Consider the following 21,046-nt stretch of genomic DNA (forward strand, 5'->3'; position numbering starts at 1 on the left):
TCGAGTGAAAATTTCCCAAAAATATTTATAAAAAAATAAATTATTTTGGAAAGTTACAGTGTTAAATAAATATAAACACGAATTCCAAATAAACGTTAAAAATTTAGCTTTAAATTTTGATTTGCGAACTTTTTTTGTATAATTTAATTAAGTTTAATATAAGTTTTTAACTCATTGCTTTAATTTCAAAGTAAATGAGTTTTTATTTTGAAAGGATGAAAAAATGAATAAAAATTTACAAGAAGAATATGAATGAATTAATAGAGAATTGAAAAAAATAATTATTAATAAAAATCAATTTACTCCAGAAATTATTAGTAATAGAGTTAATTTAGCTCAAACTACTATTGTTGATATTAATGAAAATTTAAAAAAACAAAAGATTAGCAAATTTAAAAAAATTAGTTATTCAATATTGAAAATATTTACTTTTGGAAAAATTGATAAAAATAAAATAATTAAAGAAAAAAATGATTTTTTTATAAAAATATCAAAAGAACTTTTTGGAAATATTAAAAAAGTAAAAGAATTATATATAAGAAAATCAAATAGTGAAATAAATATAGATGTTAATAAAATTAATAATGTAACTTTAAATAATTTATTAATAAATCCGACTAAATCAAACTTACCACAAATGTAAAAACGAGAGATTGCAATTACAATTTCTTTTATATTTAAAATCAATTTTAGAACACCAAATTTGCTCATACGCAAACGTTTTAAAATTTTATATGGTTTAGTATTTATAAAATTAAATATCTTATAAAATAGATTTTTAATTTTAATTAAGAATTATTGATATCCATATCTTCAAGGATGATTTTTATTGGGTATATAAACTTTTTTAGTTTTTATTAAATTTTCTTTTATAATTGGTTTTTGTGCTATTTCTTTTAGTTCATACATTTGATTATTGTAACTAAGATATAATTCATTAATAAATGATTTAAGTACAATTACATCAGTTCTAGGTTGTATGTATTGAACTTTGTTATTTTTATAAGGAAAATACTTTTTACCATAATATGTTATGGTTGAACCACTATCTGTTTTTCTTTTAGAAAATCTTGAAAGATAAATATTGATTTCTTCCTGTGTAGGAGCTTTAGCCATAGCAGATTTAGTATCATCAATAGGAAAGGCAAATTGTTTATTAAAAGTACTTATGTATGTTTTAAGAAATTTGTTAGCTTCTTCTAAATTTCTAATTTTATTAAGTCGTAATTCACTAATTAAACGACTTTGAAGTGTTCCAAATAAGCGTTCAACGCGACCTTTAGCTTGCGGAATTGAAGTTCTGATTATTTCACAACATCTAAATCATTACAGGACTTTTGAAATTGAGTATAAGTGTCATTTTCTGTATTTATTTTTCCTGCATCAACTTTTTTCTTATATCCAAAAACTGTTCTATTATCGGTATAAAATGTTTTTGGTATTCCATAATTAGTTAAAATTTGATAAAAAATATTATAATAACCATCTAATGTTTCTTGATGATCAAATCATAGTCCAACAATATTTCCTGTAGCATCATCAATTGCAGCATGTAAAAATTATTTTGGTTTATCGTTACCAAATCAATGATGATTACTGGCGTCCATTTGAATTAATTCACCAAAATTTGTTCTTCGATTTCTTGTTGGATGTAAGTTATTTTTTTTATTTTTATGTCTTTTTGGTGAAGTAATTTTTTTTTTAATTAATATAGTATAAAGTGTGTTATATGAAATCTTAATTTTTTCTTCATTAATTAATTTCTCATGAAAATGTTGAAAATTAAAATTATAATATTTTGTTTTATACAAGTTTATAATCTTAATTTTGATTTCAAAATTTGTTGCCTTATTAGAAATTTTATTACGAGATTTATGAATAAAATCAACTTTACCTTCTCTATTAAAAATTTGAATTAATTGGTTAATTCTTCTAATAGTTAGATTAAGTTTATTCTTGGCTTGATGTTTAGATAATTTATTAATAATAATATCATTTATAATTTTGTATTTATATTTTTATTTCATAGTCATACTTCTTTCCATATTTATCACCAAGTATATTTAACTTCACTTTTGGGAAATTTTTACTCGATAACTAATAGGAAATTATCACTAAATAATGACAGAGTAGTATTTTTTCTTTGTGTTTTAAAAAAAATATGATATTATTACTTAGTAATTTAATAAATGTTCTTTCCTAATATAGATATTTTCTATATTAGGATTTTTATTAAGTTAATTTTAATAAGCAAAGGAAGATAAAGAATATGTTAGATGATTTATTAAGAAAAACATTAGAAAACACACCTAAAGAATATAAGAAAAATATGATTGATAATTTCAGAATAAATATAGGTAAATTAATTAATAATATTAATGACTATATAGAAGTTGAAGAGAAAATTTATAATGCAGAAAGTAAAGCAGGATATTCTGTTTCCTATACTCCTTTTTATATGTCACTTCAACATCGAATTAATATCCAACTATTAAAAGAAAAAGAAATAGTAAATGTTCTTAATAATGTTGATGAATTAGAAAAGTTTAAAAAATTAGAAGAAATATATAAAGAATTAGTTACTAGAAAAGAAGAAATTGAAGCACCAAATTCAAGATGAAAAAAACGCTAATAAATATAAAGAACCTAATAATCCTGATTTGCAAACAAGAATTAATCAAATTTTAGAAAATGGTCCAAATGCAAAAGAAGAAAGTATCAACGAAAATATTAATATTATCATTAATTATTTAAAAGTTGAAGAGAAAATTTATAATGCAGAAAAAAATGCAGGTTATATTATTGCTGGTACTCCTTTTTATATGTCAACTTATAGTGATATTACTAAGCTAATTTCTGCAGCATCAACGGCTATTAAAGATGAAGATGAAAGTAGAAAAATTATGAAATTAAGAAATATAGAGAAAAGTATATTAGAAATAAGAAATAGAATTGAAGAAAATAATTCTGGCATTTGGAAAAACGCTAATAAATATAAAGAACCTAATAATCCTGATTTGCAAACAAGAATTAATCAAATTTTAGAAAATGGTCCAATAAGACAACAAAATTTTATCGATGCAGCAAATCAAGAACATATTCCTAATAATAGTAATGGTTCAAATAATTTTCTTAATGCTATATAGTATGAACTTATATTAAGATCATTATTTATAGAGAACATGTAAAAGTTACCCCAAAGGGTAACTTTTACAATATTTTATTTTTTATTAAATCAATAGTATTTTCTACTTGTTTATTATTAATTTCTTTTTTGTCTTTTATCTTAATAAATCCATAAGTACTAACGATTAAAAAACCTATATAAATTAAATAAGATATCGTTAGTATTGATATTAGTAAAATATTGTCATAATAATTTTTAGTAAAAAATGAAAATACGCTACTAAAAATTAAAGGAATTATAGCTATTCATAAAATTAAATATTTCTTTTTATTTTTCCTTTCCTCATCTCTAATTAACATTATATCATTTAATTTAATTGACATAGTAGTAGGAGAAAAATTAATTATTAATTTTAAGCACGTCCATATGATTCAACAACTAATGCTTCATTAATATCAGTATTTAGTTCGTCACGTAGTGGATGACGTACATATGTACCAATAAATGTTTTTTTATTGAATTCAATAAATGGTAATGTTGAAGCATTAGCGCTTAATGCTTCAATAATTTTTACATTTTTTTGTGCTTTTTCAGTAATAGTAATTTTATCTCCTATTTTAACACGATATGAAGGAATATTAACTTTTTTACCATTAACTAAAACATGACCATGATTTACTAATTGACGAGCACCTTTTCTTGTTAAAGATAAACCTAAACGAAAAACAATATTATCTAATCTTGATTCTAAGAATACCAACAAGTTAGTACCAGTAACACCATGAGTTTTTTTTGATTCATCAAATAAATTTTTCATTTGACGAGCATTTAAACCATAAGTGAAACGAATTTTTTGTTTTTCTTGTAATTGTAATCCATAGTTAGAAAGTTTAATTCTTTTTTGACCGTGTTGTCCAGGAGCGAATGTTCGCTTTTTTCCTTTTGCAAATTCTTTACCAGATTCAAGAATTGAGAAGTTTAATCTTCTTGATTTTCTAAAAACTGGACCAGTATATCTTGACATAATAAAAACCTCCTTGGAATGTATACAAACACAAAGAGACTTTAATAAGTTCTCATTAAGATAGTTTACAATTCGCCAGAACAGCACTGGTTACTATTAAGATTAATAGAAAATTCTACTAATAAAAAGAATAATCTTTGAGGGTAAACTATTTGCAACTTAATAATACTTATTTGCTGCTTTCGTGAATGCTTGTTAATTATAGGATAAGTAATGTTATTTGTCAAATATTATTTTTACAATTAAATATCATTAAATTTTAGTTATTATTTTTTTTAAAAAATAATTTAAATTTATATAATAAAATTTAGGATTTAACTTAAAAAGTTAGTTATTGAATTTTGGCATTTTTTGATATCAGTTACTCCTGAATTCCAGAAAAAATCAATATATTCTATTACTTTTTCTACTTTTTAAAGCGAAAGATCTTGATTAAATTTTTTTGCATCATAGAACATAAAATTCATATCTTTTACATTAGAAGTATCTCAATCTGAAAGATCTTGATTAAATTTTTCGGCACCAGCAAACATACTACGCATGTCTATTACTTTTTCTACATTTCATTTTGAAAGATCTTTATCAAATTCAAGAGCATTACAAAACATGTAACTCATATCTGTTACTTTAGAAGTATTTCATTTTGAAATATTTCCATTAAAGTATTTTGCATAGTAAAACATGTAACTAATATTTGTTACATTAGAAGTATTTCAGTTTGAAAGATCTTGATTGAATTTTGAAGCACCACCAAACATATTATGCATAGTTGTTACATTTGAAACATTTCATTTTGAAATATTTTGATTGAATGATTGTGTAAGAGAAAACATTGATGTCATATTTGTCACTTTTGAAGTGTCTCAGTTTGAAATGTCTTGGTTGAATTTTGAGGTACCAGAAAACATTTCTTGCAATGATGTTATTTCTGATGGTAGTTTGTCAGGTACTTTTTCAATTATTCTTAGCATTTTAACAACTTGAATTTCTCCAATTTTATTTTCATAAAATCCAATTTGAACAATTTCAGTAGTTTTTATATCTGATAAGTCTATTTTACTAGTTGTTTGCTCTTCTCCATTACTATCAACGTAAATTGTATTTTGTAGTATTTTATATGTTTTTAATAATGTTCTCATTAATAAAACCCCCCTTTTTATTACTTTTAATATTTTTTAGATAAATATAATTGATAGACTTATTATTTTAAACTTATATTTATGAATTTATATAGTTTTTTATTATTATCTTAAGATTTATTTAAAAATATTTACTTTTAATTTATAATAATATTTTTATTTAAGTTCATAATTATGATATTAAAGATAAGCAATATAGTTTTGATAAATCTTAATTAAAGTTTATATGTGAAAAAATTAATATACAATAAAAAATATTTAATGTTAATTATTATGAGTAAACTTGATTAAAATTTTTTAATTATTTATTTTTAATACCATTTTTTATTTATTGACTAAAAACACCCATACTATCATTTTTATCTCATGAACCAATTCTATTTGTAACAAGCCTTATTCCTTGATCTTCTGGTAGTCTTTTAAAAAAATTATTTATTTCTTGAAAATGATCAATAATAACTTTTATTGTTGTATAAATATCATCTTGACTTATACTACCACCCAATCCAGTATCGTCTTCTTTTGCAAATTTATTGATAATTTTAAAAAATAATTGTTTAAAATTTTCTTGTTTTTCAGTATTATAGATATTTTGGATATGTAAAAAGTTATCATAACTAATTTTTACTTTTATTCAATCATGTGCAGCAGGACGATAATCTACTTCAAATAGATTTTTATTATTAAATTTGTATAAAAATTTGTATAAAAATTTGTATAAATCATTAGCAATTTGTTCTTGAACTCATTTTGTTGGATGAAATTGATCTAAAAAAAAGTAATTATCAATATTTTGTGAGTTTGCACCAGAAACATATTGAGGTTGTAATATTCCATTTTTTCTAAGAGTATTTATATCAATTTTAGTAGCATTTGAATCTTGGTATTGACTTCCTCTATTTTTGAATTGTTCAAATAGTTTATTAAATTTTGAAAAAACATCATACTCTTTAATATTTGTTTTTTCAAAGTTTTTATTTGCTTTTTTAATTTCTTCAGTTAATTTTAAGTTAAATTTATTTACAAGATTTGTCATTGGTTGTTGATTAATAGTTTCTTTATAGTTAGGAATTAATCCCATATCAGCAATATTTGTTATAACTATTTTTTTAATATTTTTATTAATTAATTCTGTTAAATCTTCATCAAGTTTATTAATAATTTTATTAATAGCATTATCAATATCAGTAATGTTATGATCAATTATTCACATTAAATCATTAGTTCCAATGTTTATAAAAACTAAATCATCATTATAAAAATCACTATGTTGTTTTATTAATGATTTTATTTGCTCATCAAGTGAAAATTTATTTAAAAATAAACCTTCAAGACCATAAACTTTTTCTATAAATGTTCCACCAACAGCGTAGTTAGTACCTATTTGTGAAAAATGTTGACCATTTAATGCTATAAAGTCTCATCCAGCTGTAACTTTTTGTTTTAATTTTTTACTAATTAATTCGGTTGCAACAGGGCCATTACATCAAGATCGATTTTGATAATAAGGAGGTTTTAATTGTACATCATGAGATTTCATAAGTTCCTCTGGGAGGGGAATATTTTGAAAAAATTGACTTCCTGCACCAACCAATGCTCCTACATCTGATAAACTGTCTCCTAAAGTATAAAAATTATTTTGAAAATTACTTGTATTATGATTTGCATTACTTAATGTTGAGATTATGTTTGTCATTAATAAAGAACATGTTGTCATTAGTTTTATTAAATTTTTCATAGTTATTTATTCTCCTTTTAATTTATTTTTAGTTTTTAATTTATTGTTTAAATAATGATATATTTTGGTATATATTTTTTAATTTAAGTTTATAATTGAAAAAAATAATATATAATAAAAAAATGTTTAATGTAATTATTTTTAGAAAATAATACTATATTTTTAAAAAATAAATATTTTTATAAGAGTTAGTTATAACTTTTAATTATTTATTTTGTAATCGATAATTTTGTGTAAAAATAATTATTAAATCTTTGATAATACTTGTTTTTTTAAATAAGTTTCTATATAATTATTAATGCTTTAAGCAATGTAGTCCCGGTAAAAATTACACTGTAAGGAGAAAAAAATGCGTCAAACAACAATGAATTTCAGTAACATTGAAAAAAAGTGATATGTTATTGATGCCAGTGGTTTAATTTTAGGACGTCTTGCAACTAAAGTTGCAATGATATTGCGTGGTAAAAATAAACCTTCATTTACACCACATTTAGATTGTGGAGATTATATCATTATTATTAATGCAAACAAAATTAAATTAACAGGTAATAAATTACAAGATAAGAAGTATTATAACCATTCACAATATCCTGGTGGATTACGTGTACGTAATGCACAAAGTATGATTGCTAAAGATGCTTCTGAATTAGTAGAAATAGCGATTAAAGGTATGCTACCAAATACTACCTTAGGTCGTAAGCAATTTACACATCTTCATGTTTATAACCATGATCAACATCAACATCAAGCCCAAAACCCCGAAGTTTTAATATTAGGCCAAGAGGAGTAGACTTTTATGACAACATCTAATAAACCCGTAACTTATTCAAGTTCAGGCGGACGTAAAACGTCAACTGCCCGTGTTCATTTAAAAAATACTGGTCAATCAAAAATATTAATTAATGGTTTTGAGCCTTTAAAATATTTAGAACAAGAAATCTTAGTTCAAGATATGTTATTACCTTTAAAAGTAACTAATACGTTAGAAAACTTTGAAATTAATATCAAAGTTGAAGGTGGTGGAAGAACTGGTCAAGCTGGTGCAGCACGTTTAGCTTTATCTAATGTTTTAGTTAAGGTGTCAGAAGATTATCGAACATTATTAAGACAATTTGGATTATTAACTCGTGATGCACGTAAGAAAGAACGTAAAAAATATGGTTTAAAAGCAGCCAGAAAAGCACCACAATTTTCAAAACGTTAATATAATAAAAAAAGAGTCTCAGACTCTTTTTTTATTATTTTTATAGTATTACTAGAATTTTATATATTATTTTTGCTTATAATTTATTTTTTTATTTAAATAACTTTCTTTTTTTAATTTGTATTTCTTTAGATAAATTGGAGGTGTTTTTATTATAAACACTATATATGTGTAAAATAAGAATATCAATAATTTGTTTTAAGAATAATGTAAAATTAATTTACAAAAATTTAATAAAATTAAGGAGAGATTTTAATTTATGCCAAAAGAAATTAGAAGAAAAAGAAAAGAGTTATTGTAGGAATGGTTGGTGGGACAGTTTTGGCTGGTGGATTAATCGGGGGTATTATAGCAATTTCTGAAATATTAGTTCAAAATGAGGGGGTATATCAAGAAAAATTAAATATTTTTAATTGACCTGAATCTTATGGTGCAATATCAACTTTATTAAATATAAAAAATGATTTATATGTCGGAACTAGTAATGGTGTATATAAAATTAAAGATAATGCAAGTAATACAAAAGATAAAATAATAACACCAATTACTGGTATTAATGGTTATATTTCTAGTTTAGTTGTTACTAATGATGGAACTGTTTATGTAGCAACTTTTGCTAATGGACTTTTTAGATATTCTCCTGAACAAAATATTTTGACACAAATATCAGAAATAACAGGAGAAGTTTATAGTTTAGTAGTTATGGGCAATAATGTATATGTTGGAACAAGAACTTCTGATTGTTATGGTAAGTTATTTATGATTGAATCTAATAGAAAAGTATCAGAAATTAAGGATTGAATTGAAACATATGGTGAAGTTAGAAGTTTAGCGGTTATTGATAATGATTTGTATATTGGTACTAAAACTGGTACATATACTGGAAATTTATTAATATTTAAACCTAATGGAATATTAGAATTGTTAAAAAAATGAAATCAAAATAATGGTGAAGTTTGGAGTTTAATAGTTTTTGGTAATAATTTATATGTTGGAAGTAGAAATCAACTATATGAAAGTAGACTATTTAAACTTTCTCTTAAAGGAGAAAAAATAACAGAAACTATTGGTTGAAAAAATAATAAAAATTATGGTGAGATTTGAAGTTTAGCTGTTGTTAATAATGATTTATATGTTGGAAGTAGAGTTCAAGTTATTGATAATAAATTTTTTAAAGGTGGATTATATAAGTCATCTGATGGTGGTATTACTTTTACTGAAGTATTTGGTTGAAATAAAGATTATGGTGTTGTAGTGAGTTTATTACCTGTAGATAATAATTTATATATTGGAAGCAAAAATTATAATGATAAAACTAATCAAAATTATCAAGGGAAGTTATTTTTTAAAAGAATAAAATAAAATTATTAAAAAAATAAAAAACATTATAATGTTTATAGAATATTTAGTTAAAACAAACCTTAGCAAAATTAAGTTTCATTTTTAAAATATTAATAAGATAAAGTATATTAATAAAAATTAATGAACATAGTAATTATTAATTATTTTACAATTTTCGATTGCATCTCAAAAATTATTATTTTTTTCTCTTATTTTAAAAACAAAAATAATTACTATGAATAGAAATACTGTATATAGTAAGATTGGAGTGATAATTATACAAAAAATAACTCCAATTTGTAATTGAATTCAAGGATAGTAATTATCAGGAAAATGACTTAAATTACAGAAAGAACTTGCTGAAGTGCTAATACTATAACTTAAACCAAAATGTTTTAACATTGTATATCCATCTTTAAAATTTGAATGGCATTGTTCATTATTATTGAATTTAAAATAAAAGTTACTAAATCAAATTAAGTATAGACCAGTAATTATAATTAAAACCGTGATTGCAAATAATATTAAGAAAATATTTGAATATTTTCTTAATATTATTTTGATTTATTAATTTGATTCAATATTCTACTTGCATCTAAATTAAATGGTATTACAATAATTTCATAGTGAATAATTTCGCGATTAGGGTATCCAAATTTTGTTACTATTTCTTTAAAACTTAGATGAAATAGTGTTGCTAATTGTAATGTTTCAAATGCTTTATATTTTATGTCATCACTTTGATTTGTTTTATATTTTAATAAATAAATTTCTTTGAGTTTTATTTTCATTTCATTTTTATTGCCATTCATTTTTTTACCTCTCAAACTTATATAATTTAACAAGTAAATTATATATAAATTATATCATTTTACTTAATTAATATTTAGTATTTTTTATTAAAAAATTTTAATAAATATACAATAAAAATATGATTATGAAAACGTAGGTGATTTTGCAATAATATCATCATTAATTTTTTCTATATTCTCATTCTCATTTATATCTTTTATATCATCATCATTTAGTGTTGCTTCTTTTCCTAAATTTTGATTTCATTTTTCAATTTTTAAGATATGTATTTTAATCTTTGTCATTCTCAATCCCCTCTTAATAAAAAACCTTGTATGAATAAATTATACAAAAATTTTTTTTACTTTTAAAAATATAAATTTTTATTATAAGAATATTAAATAAAAATTGCTAAATTGTAAAGGTAAGTGCAACTAAATTATTTTTCTATCCAAATATTCGATTGGTGAAAGATAATTTAGTATTTTTCTTGGTCTTTGGTTTAAAGACAATATAAATTTATGAACTTCATTTTTATTAGTTTTTGAAAAAATAAATTTTTTAGGAAATTTTTCTCTAATTAAACCATTAGTATTTTCATTAGTACCTCTTTGTCAAGGTGAATATGGATTGGCAAAATAAATTTTTATATCTAAATTTTTTTCAAGTTGTTGTCAATTTGAAAATTCTTTGCCACGATCAAAAGTAATAGTTTTAACAATGTTTTTAGGAAGAATTGATAAATAATAACTAACATTTTTATTAATAACTTTAGTAGTTCTGTTTTTAACTAATATTGCTAAAGTAAATCGTGATACTCTTTCAACTAAAGTTATTAAACATGATTTGCTTTTACCTCGTGATGATACTATAGTATCTCCTTCTCAATGACCAAGTGTTATACGATCATTAACATTTATATCTCGTTCTTTAATTGATTTACCATTAAACTTGCCACGATTTTCTTTAGATTTTCGTTTTTTACCTTTTCTTCTTAAATTTTTACTAGTAACTTTATCAAGCATTCCAAAATAAATTCAAGTATAAATTGTTTTAAAACTAATAACTCACTCTTTATGAAAATTTTTAATTCTGCCATAAATTTGTTCAGGTGATCAACCTAATAGTAATTTTTGTTGTACATATTTTACTAAATTCTTATTTTTAAACTTATGAAAACTAATATGTGATTGTTTTCGATTTTCAGCTTTATTTTGTGCAATTAATGAAAAATAATGATTATTATCTTTATTTCTATTAATTTCTCGAATAATAGTACTAATACTTCGATTAAGATTTTTAGCTATTTCACTAATTTTAAATTTAAATTTCAATTGATTCTCAATATAAATCCTTTCATCTATGCCAAGATGTTTATAACTCATATAAAAACTCCTTACTTTTTTCTAAACTAAATTTAGCATTATGAAATTTTTATATGAGAATTTTTTGCAATTTTATTTACTTGCACTTACAAGTATAACTCAGCAATTAAATAAAATATTGTTATTATATATTGCAATCGTGCTTGAACAAATATATAATATCTCTGTTGCTCTTTTTGGGACTATAGCTCAGCTGGTTAGAGCGCACGCTTGATAAGCGTGAGGTCGATGGTTCAAGTCCATTTAGTCCCACCATTATATGTGAAATTATGAAATAAACAGTTTTGTTTATTTTTTTTATTATTTAAATCAAATTGAAATTATAATAAAGATATAAATCAATTGATTTATTAAGAATATAAAAAGTTATATTAAAAACCTATCATTAATCAGATATTTTAATTAGTGATAGGTTTTTAGTAATTGTTATTCTTTTTTAGTATTTTTTATATTATTAATTTTTTTATTTTTGAATTATAAATTAATATATAATATATCAGTATTAAGTATATTAATCATATAGTAATTATTATATTTAAGTAGTTAGGAGAATGAGTATGAAAAAACAAGAAATATTAAAACCAGTTATTAATAGTTCTTTAGTTGAAGATGATGTTAATGCTAAATCAAAAGAAAAACATAAATTTCTAAATTTTATTAAATCATATTTTAAAAACTGACGTAATCATTATAACCGTAATGTAATAGTTAATCCTGAAGATGCTCAATATGCAATTTTAATTCGTGATTTTACTAAACAGTTTAAAAAAATTAAAGCTGTTGATAATGCTATTATTAAAGTTAAAAAAGGTACTATTCATGGTTTTATTGGTCCAAATGGATCAGGCAAAACCACTACTATTAAATGTTTAATTAGCGCTATGGTTGAAACACACGGTGATTTAATTATTCATGGTAAGCGTTCATGAACAGTTGAAGCAAAAAAACAAGTTGGTTATATTCCAGAAGCTGCAAGATTTCCTAAACGAATTACTACTTATGATTATTTAATTTCAATGGGACAAATTAGCGGTTTGAAATATAAAGTTGCTAAGGAAAAGACAGAAATGATTTTAAAGGAATTAGATTTATGAAAGTTTAAAAAACGTAATCCTAATGCTTATTCTTCGGGTATGAAGAAAAAGGTGTTATTAGCACAATCACTATTAAATAATCCAGATGTCTTAATTTTAGATGAACCAGCCGCTAATCTTGATCCAACAGCGAGAACAGAATTGTTTAATGATTTAAGAAAACTTCGTGAGCAAGGTAAAACTGTTTTTATTTCATCACATATTTTATCTGAATTACAAAATTTAGCTGATGAAGTTACTGTTTTAAATTATAGTAAAGTTGTTTATACAGGATTGGTTAATAAAACTGATTCATTATATGAAATAAGTTCTAATAATGATAATAATAAATTAATGAAGTTATTAATAGATAAAAAATTTTTAGTAGATGTTAATGAAAATCGTTTATTGGTAAATATTAAAACTGAGGCACAAGTTGCAGCAGTATTAGCAATTGCTTTAAATGCTAATATTATCATTACTTATTTAAAACCATATACTGTTGATTTACAAACAATGTATGAACGAATTGTTATGGAAGCCAATGATAAAAATAAGAAGGGAGAAAAATAATGCCAATATTTCGTTATACTTTTAAAAAGATGATTGCTACTCCTTCAACTTGAATTATTTTTATTATAACTTTAATTTTTCTTGCTTTATCTTGGTCTTTAATTTCGTTATTTGTGGGTTCTGAAGCAATAAAACAATTAACTTATGATCAAGCATTAAATTTTTATGTACCACAATGAAAAGTATTATCATTCTCGGTACTTTTATCAATTATGATTTTTGTATTTATTTCAGTTAAAGCAACACAAGTTTTTCGTGATGAAATTGATGATGGTACTTTATTGATTTTAGTATCAAAACCAGTTAGTAGAACTAAAATTTGGACTGAAAAGTTATTATCTTTACAAGTGGTAATTATTTTATATTTATTTTTATCTATTTTTATTGCTAGTTTTGTCATTACTATTCCTGGCATTGGTAGTTCAACTATTTATAGTGCGGTATTTCCTTATTTATGAATTTTATTTGGTGTTGCTATTATTTTTGATTTAATTATTTCTTCAATTGCTATTTTATTTTCATTAATTTTAAATGCTAAGGCTTTAGTTGCAATTATGATTGGAATGGCTGCTTTATTCAATATTTTTGCGACATTAATTAATGGTTTAGTAACATTTGATCCTACATATTATGTTGTTTCACAGTCATTAGCAGTTTATAATAATGTAAAAGCTAAATTAGATAAAACTGATATTGATTGAATTAATGATGTATATAGAAAACACCCAACAACTACTATTGAATCTATTCAAAAGGCTATGTTTAGTATTTACGATACATATATTAAAGAAGTTAAGTATCCAAATAATTATGATTATCAAAAAGAACAAACAATAGTATTAGCAATTAAGAATGGTAGTACTATTACTCCACCAACTACTGATGCTCCTAAAGACTTAGTTACTCATATTTACAATATTAGTAATGCTTTTCGTCAATGAAAAGAACAAAGTTTTGAAGAATTAATGACAGGTAAAAAAGTTGGACTTGATAACCTTGATCTCAAAAGATCAAATGGTGTTGGTAGCAATGATGTTGATTATTCAGTAAATCTTATGATTACGAATTTAAATACATCTCTTTCTCAATCACAATATGATGCTCTTAATACTAAGACATCACAAGTTAAAGCAATGCGTTATTTAAATATTTTTTATCAATTAAAATATATTTGAGATGGAATATCGACTAAACAAGGTTCAATCTTTTCTTATCCAGGGGAGTATGCTATGACAGCAGATCCTTATTTAGTTAGTTTTAATAAAGTTAACACAAATTATCAAGTTGATACCAATAAAGCAACTAATAGTAAAATTCTTAATTTTCCAGTTTTATTGACTGTCTATGTTTTGATTGGTATTGGTTTATTTTGTTCTTCATGATTAGTATTTAATCGTAGAGATTTTACTTAGTAGTTTAGTATCTTTTATAAAAAATCAACATCAAAGATGTTGATTTTTTATATATTAAATTTCAAACCTCATTATTTAAATGATGTAAAATTATTATTATAATATAGAGCAAATTAATGATAAGGGTGAAATTATGAAAATTAGTGGATTTAAAATTAATAATAGAGCAAATCCACATAAAATTAGTAATTTTTTTGCTACTAAAAAATGATATTTATTAGCATTAATGATTATTATTCCAGCAGTATTGCAACAAATATTATCAGCATCAATGAATTTACTAGATAATATTATGGTTGGAGAATTAAAGGATAGTTTTATTAGTGATTTAAAGCCAATGAATAATCATATTAGGGATATTTTTAATTCATTAGGACTTTGAGATAATTGAAGTTGATGAAAAGATAATGGTTTAGAACATTTTTATCATTTGCAATATTCAGCAGGACAAATTGCTGTTTCGGGAGTTACTGCTTCTAATCAAATTTTTGTTATTATTTATGCCGTTATGGGAGGTTTTATCAACGGTGTTAGTATTTTTGGTGCTCAATTTTATGGAGCTGGAAGATATGGTTCTTTAAGACAAACAGTAAGAATGAGAATTATTTTTGGATTTTTAATTGGAGTAATAGTTATTATTTTATCTTATACAGTAGGCGAATATTTAATTTCTTATACTACTAGTCCTAGTAGTGCATTGGATAAATTTAATCAATTATGTGCTGCTAAAGGATTAACTCTTAATGATATTAATGAGTTAAAGGACATTTTAAATTTTAATCATCCTTTTAGTGAAAATTCACTTATTGATTTTATGAATATTCATAATATTGATAAAAATGATCCCCAATTTGTACAAATTATTTTACGTTATTATGAATTTCATTCAGCATCTTTAGCAACAGCACAAGGTATTGATTATAATCAATGAATTGTTTTTTCTTATCCATTATTAGGAATAAACTTTGCTTTTGTTTCAGTATTTCGCGAAACAAAACGTGGTTATATTCCATTAATATTAACTTTTGTTTCAGTATTTATTAACTTTTTATTAAATTTATTATTAATTAATGGTATTGGTGCAGTTACAGGAATTGGAGCACGAGGTTCAGCAGTTGCTACTTTAACAGCGAGAATTGCTCAGTTGGCATTAATTAGTGGTTTTATTATATGAAAGAAATATGAATTTCAACCAAAAGTTTTGAAAATGTTTAAGATTAGGGGTGATTTATTTAAAAAAATTATAATTAAAACATGGCCATTAATGTTAAATGATTTATTATTTGCAGTTGCTACGACAATGATTATTAGATTAATTTCGCAATGAAGCTTTGAAGCATTAAGTGGTTCGGCAATTGCTTCCACGATTAATACCATGTTCTATACTTTATATATTGGATTTGGTATTGCTTCTTCGGTGTTAATTGCCAATCGTTTAGGTGCCGATGATTTGATTGGTGCTAAATATAATGCTAAACATTTAATTAGGTTAGGCTTTTTTGTATCATTATTTTTTGCTGGCTTATTAGTTTTATCTTCATTTTTTTTACCACAATTATTATTTAATGCAACAACAGAAGCCTTACGAATTTCTAGTTGAATGATGCGTGTTGATGCTATAGTTTTTAGTGCTTATACTATTTTGTATACTTGTATTTATGCATTTCGTGCTGGTGGCTTAGCAATTACTGTTTTACTTGTTGATAGTTGTTTTACTTGGTGTTTTTCAATATTAATTTTATTTATTGAGGTACAGTATAGTCCTTTAGATATTGTTTATATTTATGCTATTATGCGTTCTTGTGATGTTCTTAAGATGATTATTGCTTTATTTATTTATCATCGTGGTAAATGAGTAAGAAATTTAGCAAGTAGTATGAATAAAGTATATCCAGAATCTCCACCAGTAATTGATATACCAAAAGCAAAAGATAAAGTTGATATTGCTAATTTTTAAAGATTGAAAATTTCTTTAATATATAATTTAAATAAACGCCATAAAAGGCGTTTATTTAAATATGTTTAATTTTTAAAATTTTACTATTCTTGAATTACTTGGCTTTATTCTTTGCTTATAATTTTTTGTTGGAATATCATTTTCATATTTACGTAGTGTTTGTTCTCAAGGGATGTTCTTTTCTTTTTGTTTATTAATGGGGTTAGATATTTGTAGTTTTGGTTGCATTTTTAGAGGTACTGAAATATCTGAATTTAAAGAATCTGTTGATGTGGATTTTGAATTAAAACCTTCATCACTACTGTTAGATAATAATTGATTTTCCAAATCACAAATTTTTTCATTAAGTTGAAATATTTCTGATTCAAATTGTTCAACCATTTGTTCATTGACTTCGACAATTGTTTCTTTTTCTTGCTGGGGCGGTTGTCAAAGTTACGAAATAATTAATTATCATATTAGTAACTTATTTCCAAAATTACCATTTAAAAATGATGATAGACAAATTAAATTCTCTTTTACCCTTAAATTTAAATTTATATTCGACGTATTTTAAAAAATATACATTTAAAAGATAAAATAAAAATTATTAACAAGGAAAAAGACAAGAAATAATCTTGTCTTTTTTTGTAATTGTAAAATTTTAAAATTTTTATTATTAACATCCTTTAAATATCTACTACACGCAGTGACCAAGTAGGAGAAGTTAATAATTAATAACCGTCTTTAACGCTATTATCAACACGTGTTAGGGAACTAAAAAAGTGAACTACAACACAGTTGTTAAAAATAGTAGCTAGTATGTGGACTTGCATGGATAAATAAAAAGTGGAGTGATACCTAATAAAATATACTAACCATTAATGGTAATTCTTGGGGTGGGAGCGAATTGGAAACTAGTATATATAGACCTGTTGTAGGGACCTATTGTATTAATTCTATTCTTTATTTAACCAACCTTGCCACTCCCCAGTGAGCAAGTGTTGGTTTTATTTTTTATTTTTTTAAAATTTCATAATTTATTTTTGAGCCCAGTTTTCATGGAATGAATAAAACGAATAGTAGTATTATTAATAATCTAAAAATCAAAATATATGTTCTTTATGCTAGAAGCAACAGAACATATTAGGAAAGGATTATTATGCAAATATAATTTAAAAAAGAACAAATTGTTAAAGATAGACCACAATCTATTCTTATTGATTATGGTGAATATAAATTACAATGTCCAAAATGAATGGTTAAAAATAATAGTTTTATTGCTGATGATAAATATACATATTGAGTTTTTAATTTAGAAAATATTAAAAGAGAATTAAGTGGTAATGAATTAATAAAATTATTAGAACCATATATTAAAGACCAAAAAATAACTGTTAATAAACCAACTGCTCCAAAAGAATATTATCTTAATGATATAAAACTTGAACCATTAAAATTTTATGAACAGCATAATAGTTGATTTATCGGTGAAATAACAGATAACAAAACTAAAATTACTAATCCTTGTTTTAAATATAACATTACGTGAGAAGAAAACAGAAAAGGTTTTAAAATAAATAATCCATATAAACATGATGATTTACCAATTAATTATATAGTTACTTCTTATAAGGAAATTTCAAATCATAATGAAAAAGTATTTTTGTTGAACATGTAAACAAAATAAATTAGATTATTTATTCTTTAATACTAATGATATAAAAACAAGAAAATATTTTTTAAGAGATAAAAATGGTAAAGCAATTTGTTATGACTGTATTTTAAATATTAGGTTAAGTAGGAGGTATAAATATGGATAAAGAAAAATTAATTAGTTGATTAAATTTAATTTTAGATAGTGATATAGAACAATATAATAAAGAAAAAGACATATATTATTTAAATAAATTAAAAGGTTCAATTGATATTATTAAAATTTTAATTAATAAAATACAATGCAGAGAATTTGATTAATATGCAATATGAATTAATTATTGGGATTGACCCCGCTGGTATTGGTAATAATGGAATTGTTATATATTCAAATGAAACTAATAATATTATTTTTAATGAAATATTTAAAACTAAAACAGTTTTAGAAAGTAAAAATATGTATAAAGAATATTTTCAATTAATTCAAAAACAATTTATTAATCAAAAAATATTAATTATTGTAGAAAATTTCTTTTTAAGTTCAAAACAATTATTAACTAATCCATTAGCAACACCTAAAATTATTGGTGCATTAATGGTATTAGTAGAAGATGTTATGAATTGAGATTATTTAGAAAGTGAACCAAAAAATAAAACTAAAATAGAAAATTATAAAGGAAATATAAAATTAACAAAACATGAACAAGATGCATATAAACATATTCAATACTATTTAAGGAATTCTAAAAATGAAAGATAAAGAAAATTATGTCAAATTAAAAGTAAAACTGAGTAACACTATTGAAGCAAAATATTACGAAAAAGTTAATAAAGAATTATATTATAGTGTTCGTGGTCAATGAAATGGTTTAAACTATGTTACTTTAATTTTTAACAACCCAAAATTTTATAGACGCTGTATTTTATTAAACAAAAATGATGAAATTTTAGTAACTGGTCAAATTTTTAATACTTTAAATATTCCTAAAAATCGTGCATTTTGTTCAATTAATGTTAAATGATTTAAAAAATGAAAAGAGTAAAAAATGATATTATGAAAAATTTTATTAATAGTACCAATATTAATAACAAGTATAACACTAATAATATTTTTAATATTTATTATTAAAGAATTAAAAAATGAATATAAAGTTTTAAAATTATTAAATTCAATTGCAAAAAATTTAGAAAAAAAATAATCAAATAAGGAGAATAAATAATGAATAGATGTACATGAACTGAAACAATAACATTTGAAAAATTTATTCATGAACCATATTATGATGAAATTAAAAATGAACAAAGACAAAGACAATGTGAAAATATGACAGATGAGCAATTTGATGAATATGGAAGAGCATATTGTAAAGAAAATAGAATTAAAGTTGATGAAATTAATAAATCAAGACATAAAAATTGTATTAATAAAGAAAAATTAATTAAAGATTTAGAAGAACGAATAACATGACTTACAAATGAAATATCTAATGTTAAATATTTTAAACAAATAGAATTTTATATATGAGAAAAAATATGTTTAAAAGATTTTTTAATTAAAATAAAAAACAAAAATATTGAAATTGGTGAATTTGATTATGAATAAAGAAAAATTAATTATTTCTATGAAAGAAAGAATAGATTTATTAAATAATTCATTAATAGAATATTCATCCAAACTTTATGAGTTAGAAAACTGAATTATAAGACTTGAAAGAGGTGAATTTGACTAATGATAATATTACCTACTTTGTTTGAAAATAAAGATGAAATTGAAATATTATCACCATTTCCAAAAGAAATTCATACAAGTAATGATATTAGAGCAATTATTTTAAGACAATACCCAAATGTTAAATCCAAACACATAATTGTTTCTGACCCAGAAAGTAATGTTGCATTAATAGTTGGTGATAATGATTTTTATCAAGGTTGAATTAAAGTAACAGTTAAAAAATTAGAAATTAAAGGAGAATAGAAAATGCCAAGTATAGAAAATCAATCAAATTATACTTTAACTAAATTAATTAGAACTGGAATAAGTCCAATTTCTGCAATGATTGGTACAAGTGCTTATTATGGTCAAGTAATAGATAATCCATTATTAGGTTCAATTAATAGTTTATTATTTGGTAAAAAATTAGGTTTAGATATTTGAAATTTAAATCAAAGACCAAATACAAAAACTAAATTAATTAATAGTAGTAAAAAAATACTATTAGGTTTAGGAATAATTGGTTTAGCAAATTATAGTAAATGAACTGAAAATAATATTAATCCTATTATTCCAAGAACACCAACTCCAATAACTACTACAACTACAACTGAGGGTCCTCCATGATTATTATTAAATAAGCAAGAAAATCAGTCATTAATGGATTGAGATACTTATATTTCATTAAATGCTTATGGTATATCAAATCTTATTAATGGATTAACGGAGTTAGTACCTAATAAATTTGAAACAATAAGAAAGATTTGTAATATGGCTACTGGTGGATGTTTAATATCAAGTGGTGGTGCTATGGGTATTAATAATGATTTTAATAATGCTTATGCAGTACCTACCATAATTGCTGGTGCAAGTGAAATTATCCATAATTTAATACCTATGGAAACTACAAATCATAATGAAGAAATGTAAGAAAC

The 21,046-nt window shown here is 23.0% G+C and carries 27 protein-coding genes, 1 tRNA gene and 1 pseudogene; 20 read left to right on the forward strand and 9 right to left on the reverse strand.

Features of this window, described 5'->3' with window-relative positions:
• The first annotated feature begins 223 nt into the window (after positions 1-223).
• Positions 224-643 carry a hypothetical protein gene (locus tag AACK81_RS01320; RefSeq protein ID WP_338960498.1) on the forward strand — a complete coding sequence of 140 codons (420 nt, stop codon included), beginning with the start codon at positions 224-226 and terminating at the stop codon, positions 641-643.
• A 152-nt stretch (positions 644-795) separates the two neighbouring features.
• Here the strand turns inward: AACK81_RS01320 and AACK81_RS08845 are convergent.
• Positions 796-2,003 (reverse strand): annotated as a pseudogene (locus tag AACK81_RS08845) (ISNCY family transposase).
• A 266-nt stretch (positions 2,004-2,269) separates the two neighbouring features.
• On the opposite strand from AACK81_RS08845, the gene AACK81_RS01335 reads away from it, so the two are divergent.
• Positions 2,270-2,632, forward strand: coding sequence for a hypothetical protein (locus tag AACK81_RS01335; RefSeq protein ID WP_338961888.1), 363 nt, complete (start codon positions 2,270-2,272; stop codon positions 2,630-2,632).
• Positions 2,598-3,146, forward strand: a complete 549-nt coding sequence (locus tag AACK81_RS01340) for a hypothetical protein (protein WP_338961889.1) — start codon at positions 2,598-2,600, stop codon at positions 3,144-3,146. Before AACK81_RS01335 ends, AACK81_RS01340 begins: the two co-directional genes overlap by 35 nt.
• 64 nt (positions 3,147-3,210) lie before the next feature.
• Here the strand turns inward: AACK81_RS01340 and AACK81_RS01345 are convergent, their stop codons facing one another.
• The 4 genes from AACK81_RS01345 to AACK81_RS01360 all read right to left on the reverse strand — a co-directional run bounded on the left by AACK81_RS01345 (position 3,211) and on the right by AACK81_RS01360 (position 7,028).
• The gene (locus AACK81_RS01345) at positions 3,211-3,510 is read right to left on the reverse strand and encodes a hypothetical protein (RefSeq protein ID WP_338961890.1); all 300 of its coding nucleotides are present in this window, start codon (positions 3,508-3,510) and stop codon (positions 3,211-3,213) included.
• A 29-nt stretch (positions 3,511-3,539) separates the two neighbouring features.
• Positions 3,540-4,151, reverse strand: coding sequence for a 30S ribosomal protein S4 (rpsD, locus tag AACK81_RS01350; protein ID WP_338961891.1), 612 nt, complete (start codon positions 4,149-4,151; stop codon positions 3,540-3,542).
• A gap of 413 nt (positions 4,152-4,564) precedes the next feature.
• Positions 4,565-5,290, reverse strand: a complete 726-nt coding sequence (locus AACK81_RS01355; protein WP_338961893.1) for a BspA family leucine-rich repeat surface protein — start codon at positions 5,288-5,290, stop codon at positions 4,565-4,567.
• Between the two features lie 328 nt (positions 5,291-5,618).
• Positions 5,619-7,028: an SGNH/GDSL hydrolase family protein gene (locus AACK81_RS01360; RefSeq protein WP_338961894.1), complete on the reverse strand. Its 1,410-nt coding sequence runs from the start codon at positions 7,026-7,028 to the stop codon at positions 5,619-5,621.
• A gap of 349 nt (positions 7,029-7,377) precedes the next feature.
• Here AACK81_RS01360 and rplM point away from each other — a divergent pair, with 349 nt between their 5' ends.
• The 3 genes from rplM (at position 7,378) to AACK81_RS01375 (ending at position 9,594) form a co-directional block, all read left to right on the forward strand.
• Complete coding sequence (gene rplM / locus AACK81_RS01365) at positions 7,378-7,818, forward strand: 50S ribosomal protein L13 (RefSeq protein WP_252319876.1); 441 nt, start codon at positions 7,378-7,380, stop codon at positions 7,816-7,818.
• Between the two features lie 6 nt (positions 7,819-7,824).
• On the forward strand, positions 7,825-8,232 hold the full coding sequence (rpsI, locus tag AACK81_RS01370; RefSeq protein WP_281748548.1) for a 30S ribosomal protein S9: 408 nt from the start codon (positions 7,825-7,827) through the stop codon (positions 8,230-8,232).
• Positions 8,233-8,535: 303 nt separating this feature from the next.
• Complete coding sequence (locus AACK81_RS01375) at positions 8,536-9,594, forward strand: hypothetical protein (protein ID WP_338961896.1); 1,059 nt, start codon at positions 8,536-8,538, stop codon at positions 9,592-9,594.
• 533 nt (positions 9,595-10,127) lie between these two features.
• Here AACK81_RS01375 and AACK81_RS01380 read toward each other — a convergent pair.
• The 3 genes from AACK81_RS01380 to AACK81_RS01390 form a co-directional block, all read right to left on the reverse strand.
• Positions 10,128-10,385: a hypothetical protein gene (locus AACK81_RS01380; RefSeq protein ID WP_338961898.1), complete on the reverse strand. Its 258-nt coding sequence runs from the start codon at positions 10,383-10,385 to the stop codon at positions 10,128-10,130.
• A 123-nt stretch (positions 10,386-10,508) separates the two neighbouring features.
• Positions 10,509-10,670, reverse strand: coding sequence for a hypothetical protein (locus tag AACK81_RS01385; RefSeq protein WP_252319474.1), 162 nt, complete (start codon positions 10,668-10,670; stop codon positions 10,509-10,511).
• A 129-nt stretch (positions 10,671-10,799) separates the two neighbouring features.
• Entirely contained in the window at positions 10,800-11,750 is a 951-nt protein-coding gene (locus AACK81_RS01390; protein WP_338960236.1) for an IS30 family transposase, read from the reverse strand.
• A 178-nt stretch (positions 11,751-11,928) separates the two neighbouring features.
• Here AACK81_RS01390 and AACK81_RS01395 point away from each other — a divergent pair.
• The 4 genes from AACK81_RS01395 (at position 11,929) to AACK81_RS01410 (ending at position 16,765) form a co-directional block, all read left to right on the forward strand.
• A tRNA-Ile gene (locus AACK81_RS01395) sits at positions 11,929-12,005 on the forward strand.
• Positions 12,006-12,307: 302 nt separating this feature from the next.
• Positions 12,308-13,396, forward strand: a complete 1,089-nt coding sequence (locus AACK81_RS01400) for an ABC transporter ATP-binding protein (protein ID WP_338961899.1) — start codon at positions 12,308-12,310, stop codon at positions 13,394-13,396.
• Positions 13,396-14,808, forward strand: a complete 1,413-nt coding sequence (locus AACK81_RS01405) for an ABC transporter permease (protein ID WP_338961901.1) — start codon at positions 13,396-13,398, stop codon at positions 14,806-14,808. Before AACK81_RS01400 ends, AACK81_RS01405 begins: the two co-directional genes overlap by 1 nt.
• A 133-nt stretch (positions 14,809-14,941) precedes the next feature.
• Positions 14,942-16,765 carry an MATE family efflux transporter gene (locus AACK81_RS01410; protein WP_338961903.1) on the forward strand — a complete coding sequence of 608 codons (1,824 nt, stop codon included), beginning with the start codon at positions 14,942-14,944 and terminating at the stop codon, positions 16,763-16,765.
• Between the two features lie 72 nt (positions 16,766-16,837).
• On the opposite strand, the gene AACK81_RS01415 is transcribed toward AACK81_RS01410, so the two are convergent.
• Positions 16,838-17,146, reverse strand: coding sequence for a hypothetical protein (locus tag AACK81_RS01415; protein ID WP_338961904.1), 309 nt, complete (start codon positions 17,144-17,146; stop codon positions 16,838-16,840).
• Between the two features lie 856 nt (positions 17,147-18,002).
• On the opposite strand from AACK81_RS01415, the gene AACK81_RS01420 reads away from it, so the two are divergent.
• From AACK81_RS01420 to AACK81_RS01465, 10 genes are read left to right on the forward strand one after another with little or no spacing between them, the layout of a single operon-like run.
• A complete protein-coding gene (locus AACK81_RS01420; RefSeq protein WP_338961906.1) occupies positions 18,003-18,425 on the forward strand; it encodes a hypothetical protein in 423 nt (140 codons plus the stop codon).
• Entirely contained in the window at positions 18,397-18,567 is a 171-nt protein-coding gene (locus AACK81_RS01425) for a hypothetical protein (RefSeq protein WP_338960340.1), read from the forward strand. Before AACK81_RS01420 ends, AACK81_RS01425 begins: the two co-directional genes overlap by 29 nt.
• Positions 18,560-18,721 carry a hypothetical protein gene (locus AACK81_RS01430; protein WP_338960339.1) on the forward strand — a complete coding sequence of 54 codons (162 nt, stop codon included), beginning with the start codon at positions 18,560-18,562 and terminating at the stop codon, positions 18,719-18,721. Before AACK81_RS01425 ends, AACK81_RS01430 begins: the two co-directional genes overlap by 8 nt.
• A 1-nt stretch (position 18,722) precedes the next feature.
• Entirely contained in the window at positions 18,723-19,160 is a 438-nt protein-coding gene (locus AACK81_RS01435) for a hypothetical protein (protein WP_338961908.1), read from the forward strand.
• Positions 19,150-19,443, forward strand: a complete 294-nt coding sequence (locus tag AACK81_RS01440; RefSeq protein WP_338960335.1) for a hypothetical protein — start codon at positions 19,150-19,152, stop codon at positions 19,441-19,443. Before AACK81_RS01435 ends, AACK81_RS01440 begins: the two co-directional genes overlap by 11 nt.
• 3 nt (positions 19,444-19,446) lie before the next feature.
• A complete protein-coding gene (locus tag AACK81_RS01445; protein WP_338957299.1) occupies positions 19,447-19,599 on the forward strand; it encodes a hypothetical protein in 153 nt (50 codons plus the stop codon).
• A gap of 20 nt (positions 19,600-19,619) precedes the next feature.
• Entirely contained in the window at positions 19,620-20,003 is a 384-nt protein-coding gene (locus AACK81_RS01450; RefSeq protein WP_338960333.1) for a hypothetical protein, read from the forward strand.
• Positions 19,996-20,130, forward strand: a complete 135-nt coding sequence (locus tag AACK81_RS01455) for a hypothetical protein (RefSeq protein WP_338956809.1) — start codon at positions 19,996-19,998, stop codon at positions 20,128-20,130. The genes AACK81_RS01450 and AACK81_RS01455 overlap by 8 nt, the downstream gene beginning before the upstream one ends.
• A complete protein-coding gene (locus AACK81_RS01460; RefSeq protein ID WP_338960331.1) occupies positions 20,130-20,375 on the forward strand; it encodes a hypothetical protein in 246 nt (81 codons plus the stop codon). Before AACK81_RS01455 ends, AACK81_RS01460 begins: the two co-directional genes overlap by 1 nt.
• Positions 20,376-20,378: 3 nt before the next feature.
• Positions 20,379-21,041, forward strand: coding sequence for a hypothetical protein (locus tag AACK81_RS01465; RefSeq protein WP_338961910.1), 663 nt, complete (start codon positions 20,379-20,381; stop codon positions 21,039-21,041).
• Positions 21,042-21,046 lie beyond the last annotated feature (5 nt).

The sequence above is a fragment of the Spiroplasma endosymbiont of Lasioglossum villosulum genome (assembly GCF_964020195.1).
Classification (GTDB): Bacteria; Bacillota_I; Bacilli_A; order Mycoplasmatales; family VBWQ01; genus Spiroplasma_E; species Spiroplasma_E ixodetis_A.